The organism is Streptomonospora sediminis, from assembly GCF_054778995.1.
This window is the reverse complement of sequence record NZ_BAAGYZ010000008.1, coordinates 1-4,513: the sequence shown is the minus strand read 5'-3', so window position 1 is coordinate 4,513 and position 4,513 is coordinate 1. Positions and strand designations below refer to the sequence as shown.

General features: G+C 66.7%; 1 protein-coding gene. It reads right to left on the bottom strand.

The features are described 5' to 3' along the window. Window positions 1-4,513, bottom strand: a 4,513-nt coding sequence (locus ACYVD5_RS02990) for an ADP-ribosyltransferase (RefSeq protein ID WP_460999316.1), incomplete at both ends; no start/stop codon positions are given.

Sequence of the window (4,513 nt, the reverse complement as noted above, 5' to 3'; positions counted from 1 at the left end):
GTAGAAGCCGGGGGCGGCTGCGGCGTAGGCGGTGTAGTCGACGTCCTGGGAAGAGGCGGGGTACTGGGCGTACTGGACTGGCTCGTACTGGGTTTGGGCGTACGGGGGCTGGGTGCTTTGGTCGTAGCCCTCGTAGGAGTAGTCGCCGTCGTCGTAGTTGTTGGGTGGGTTGGTGTAGTGGATGCGGTCGGCGAGGTTGACGTGGACTTGGGTGGGTGGGACGAGGTCGTTGAGTGTGGGGCGGTGGTCGTCGAGTTCGGCGAGGATTTGGTCGAGGACGCTGGGTTGCTGCTGGTGTTTGCCGCCTTTGGGGTCGATGAGGGCGCTGAGGTCGGGTGTGGTCGGGGGGTTGCCGGCCCAGGGGTCGTTGGGGTCGGTGGTGCGGGGCCGTTCGGGCGCGGTGGTGGGGACGTCGTCGTAGAGGCCGCCGAATTCGTCGGTGGCGCCCTGGTCCTCGGCGGTGTTGGATTCGGAGACTTCGCCGTTGTGGCGCGTGTTGCCGCTGGTCGCGCCGTTTCCTGGACCGCGGGTCCCGTCTCCGTCGGTGTCCTGACCGCGATCGGCAGGTGAATCCGCAGGAGGACGGGGGAAGCCGCCACGGCCGGAACGGTCCGTGCCCGAAGGTCCTGGGGCCCCGTCGTCGTTGGACCCGTGTTCGTTGGAATCGTCGCGGGTGGAGGTGCTTGGACGCTTGTCGAAATCGCTGCTATCAGCGGTGACCCACTCGACTCCGGAGAGGTAGTCGGTGTATTCCGGGGCGATTTTCCATTCGCCTGTGCGCCATGCGCGCTGGTTGCGGGATGCGTTCCCGGATTGCGCCGCGATATGTTTTTCGAGTTCCGGGCTGACTCGCATGGGGCCGGTGACCCGTGCGGGGATTGCTTTCGCGAATTTCTTATCGTCGCCGTCCAGGGAGGAGACGGGGGTCCGGTCTCCCGTCAGCAGGTGTTCCTCACGCGAGATCGTGGAGATCAGGTTGTGGAGGAAGGCCGAGTTCTTGGGGGCGATGATGAGGTGGTTGCCGAACAGGCCCTTGCGCCATTGGTGCTGTGCGGGTGTGGGCAAGCGTTCGGGGTCGGCTCCGGTGCGCTCTTGCAGTAGGGACAGTTCCCGGTTGATTTCTCCCAGGGTCTGCTCGTCGCGGATGAGCGGGGCGAGCACCGGGGCGCTGTCGGTGTCCATTGGTGGGAGAGGGCGCGTCAGGTCGATGGTTCCCGGGCCGATGTCGGGGTCGGCATACAATCCGCCGAATTGGGCGAGTGCGTGATAGCGCACGATGTCGGACTGCATCGGCCACAGTTCGCGGTCGGTGGAGTAGTCGTAAAGATCGCGGGCGTCGCCGTCGATGCCCAGGTCGTCGGCCGGGTTGGTGGAGTGCTGGAGGACGGGGCGGTTGTCGGGGCCCGTTATGCGGGACAGATCCGAGAGCAGGTCGGCGTTGCGCTGTGCGGCGGAGGGGTCGGTCCAGAGCCGTACGGTCCATCCGGCAGTTGCTGCACGGTTGACCCAGTCGCGCATGTTCTGTGCGCTGGCGCTGGGCATTTTGCCGTGGAACCAGGCCATGTGCAGTTCGCGGGGCACGGGTTGGGCGTTGTCGGTTTGGGTGCCCATGACCACTTGGGGTTCGGGGGGTGGGGCAAGTCGGATCTCAGCGGAGCGGTTTTCGCTGGGGGTTAGGTCCGGGCCCGATTCGAGGGGCAGGGGTGTGGAGAACAGGTCGCTGGGCCTGATTCCGACGTCGGTGATCTGTTGCTTGCGCACGTCGTGCTTGAAGGCGTCGTTGAGGGCATTTCTGCGGTCGCCGGCCGTGGAAGAGGTGCCTGCGCGGGCGCCTCGGCCGAGGGCTTGGGCGCGGGGCAGGGGTTTGTTCTCCAGAAGTGCTTGGTAGGCCTGGTTGACCACGTCGACGGCGCGCGCGGTGATTTGGGCGCGGTCGGCGGTGGTGATCCTTGAACTGTGCCTACGGAACGATGCTGTGATCACGGTGTTGCTGCGTGCCGGAGTCAGGTGTTGAGAGGGGTCGGAGTCGGGCGGCACCGTGGATGTCTTGGGCGGTGTGTGTTCGGGGTGATCGTCCGTGGGTTGCTGGTCGGTTGGGGTTGTTTCGGTTCGGTTGGTGTTTGGGTTGGGGGCCTGGGGCAGGACCTCGCCGAATGGTTCGCTGGTGGTGCGGGTGGTTCCGGTTGGCTCGGTGGCGGGTTGGTGATCGGTGCCGGGTGCGGGATTGGTGCTGGTGGGTGCGGCGCTGGGGGTGCTGCGGGTGTTGTTGTTGCCACTGCGGCCGCCACTGTTGCCGGTGTTGTTGGTTCCGCTACCGGTACCGGTGTTGTTGGTTCCGGTTCCGGTTCCGGTGCCGGTGGCGGCGGTGTTGGTGGTGGGTCCTGTGGTGGTGGGGCCGGAGGCGGTGGGTGCCGTGGTCGGGGGTGGTGCGGTGTTGCTGCGGGGTGTGTTGAGCGCGTTACTGAAGTCGGTGGTGAGGTCGTTGGTGGGGTCGTTGTCTGCCGCGGGGTCGGGGTCGGGGTTGTTGGGGTTGGTGGTGTGCAGGTCGCGGGGGTCGGGGGAGGTTTCGGAAGCGGCTGCGTCGGCGGTGAGTTCGGTGGTGGTGGCGGTGGGTGCGGTGTGGGGCCGGTCGGGGTGTTTTTGGTCGAAGTCGATGGGTGGGTCGTTGTGTTGGGGGGTGGGCTGGGGGGTGTTGTGGTTGCCGTTGCCGAAGAAGGCGTTGTTGATGTCGGGGTTGTGGATGATCTGGTCGGTGAGGTTGCGGACCTCGGTTTTGGTGGCGGGGGTTTTGACGGTGATGTCGTGTGTGGTGGGTTCGTTGGCTGTTTCGAGGAGCGTGTCGTTGTGGTGGTGGTCGTAGGAGGGTGGGGGGTCGGCGGGGGTGTCGACAGGGGCGTTGGTGCCGTCGGTGTAGGCGGGTGGGGCGTCAGTGGGGGAGTCGTCGGTGTCCTCGGAGGTATGGGGGAGGCCGTTGGGTACGCGAGTGCTTCCGTCGGCGGAGACGGGTACTGGTTGCGGACCGGTTGAGTACGAGCGGCCGGCGCCGTAGCCGCCCGGATAGGAGGGAGCGTAGCTGCCTGCGTCATAGCCGCCCGGGTCGTAGGGGCCGGGGCCACCGCTGGGATAGCCGCCGCGGGGGGTGGTCCCGTACCCGTACCCGTGGCCGCTGCTGGAGCCGGTGTCCACCGGTTGGCCGTAACCGGTGAAGTCCGCGGTGGTTCCTCCCGGCGCTTGGGGCACGACTTCGCCGAAGAGTCGCCATCGCCGCCCGTCGTGGACGGCCTCGAACACGTGGTAGGTCAGGTTACGGCCCAGGAGGAGTTCGCGTTCGGTGTTGCCGGCTTCGGCGACGGTTTCCATCCACATGGCCGGAGTGTTCGCCGGTACGCGCAGTTCCAGGATCGCGTCTTTGGTCATGGCCATACCGGGGAGCCGGTGCAGCGATGTCGACATGTATGCCTGGTCGGTGAATCCGTAGGGCGCGTGCGGCATTTGGGAGGGATGCATGCCGATGTGGTCGAGGTTCATGCCCCGTTTGACCACGATGGTGTGGGGGGTCGGGCGCCCGGCCAGGGCCGTGTCGATGTTGGCCACGTTGTGGGAGACGGCGGGGTTGAGCCGGCCGCTGCGGAGTTGGCTGTTAATGACCTGGTAGGTCAGGCTGCCGTTGGATCTGCTGTAGCTCGAGAGCGCATTGCGTTCGTTGATGTTGAGGCGTTGTGCATAGTCGTTCCATATTCCCGCCCCGTAATCTGTGGCGGCTCTGGTGTTTGTGAATGTCACCGCGCCGTCGGAGATTGCCTGTTGGGCGTGGGCGATGCGTTGCTCAACGGTGCGCTCGTCGGGCGGCGCTGCTCTTTCGTGCGGCGGAACGGTCGGGGGCGGGGCGCTGTATTGGGGTGGCGGGTAGTTGGTGCCGGAGGGGGAGTCGTACCCGCCGGTTCCGAAGTAGCCGGGTTGGGCTGCGGCGAAGGCGGCGGCGTCGAAGTCGGAGGGGGCGGGTCCGGAGTAGGCGGTGTACTCGGAGGTCTCGGGGGCGGAGTAGCCGTAGCCGGTGTAGTTGCCGCCGGAGTTGTTGCCGCTGCCGCTGCCGCTGCCGGTGGCGGCGGTGTTGATGGTCGGTCCTGCGGTGGTGGGGCCGGAGGCAGGAGACGGTGCGGTGGTGGGGGGTGGTGCGGTGGTGTTGCGGGGTGTGTTGGGTGCGTTGCTGAAGTCGGTGGTGAGGTCGGGGTCGTTGTCTGCTGCGGGGTCGGGGTTGTTGGGGTTGGTGGTGTGCAGGTCGCGGGGTCCGGGGGCGGGTGCGGGGTCGTTGCCGGCGGTGGTGAGTTCGGTGGTGGCGGCGGTGGGTGCGGTGTGGGGCCGGTCGGGGTGTTTTTGGCCGAAGTCGATGGGTGGGTCGTTGTGTTGGGCGGGGGTGTTGTGCTGGGGCGTGTGCGCGGTGCTGTTGTGGGTGCCGTTGCCGAAGAAGGCGTTGTTGATGTCGGGGTTGTGGATGATCTGGTCGGTGAGGTTG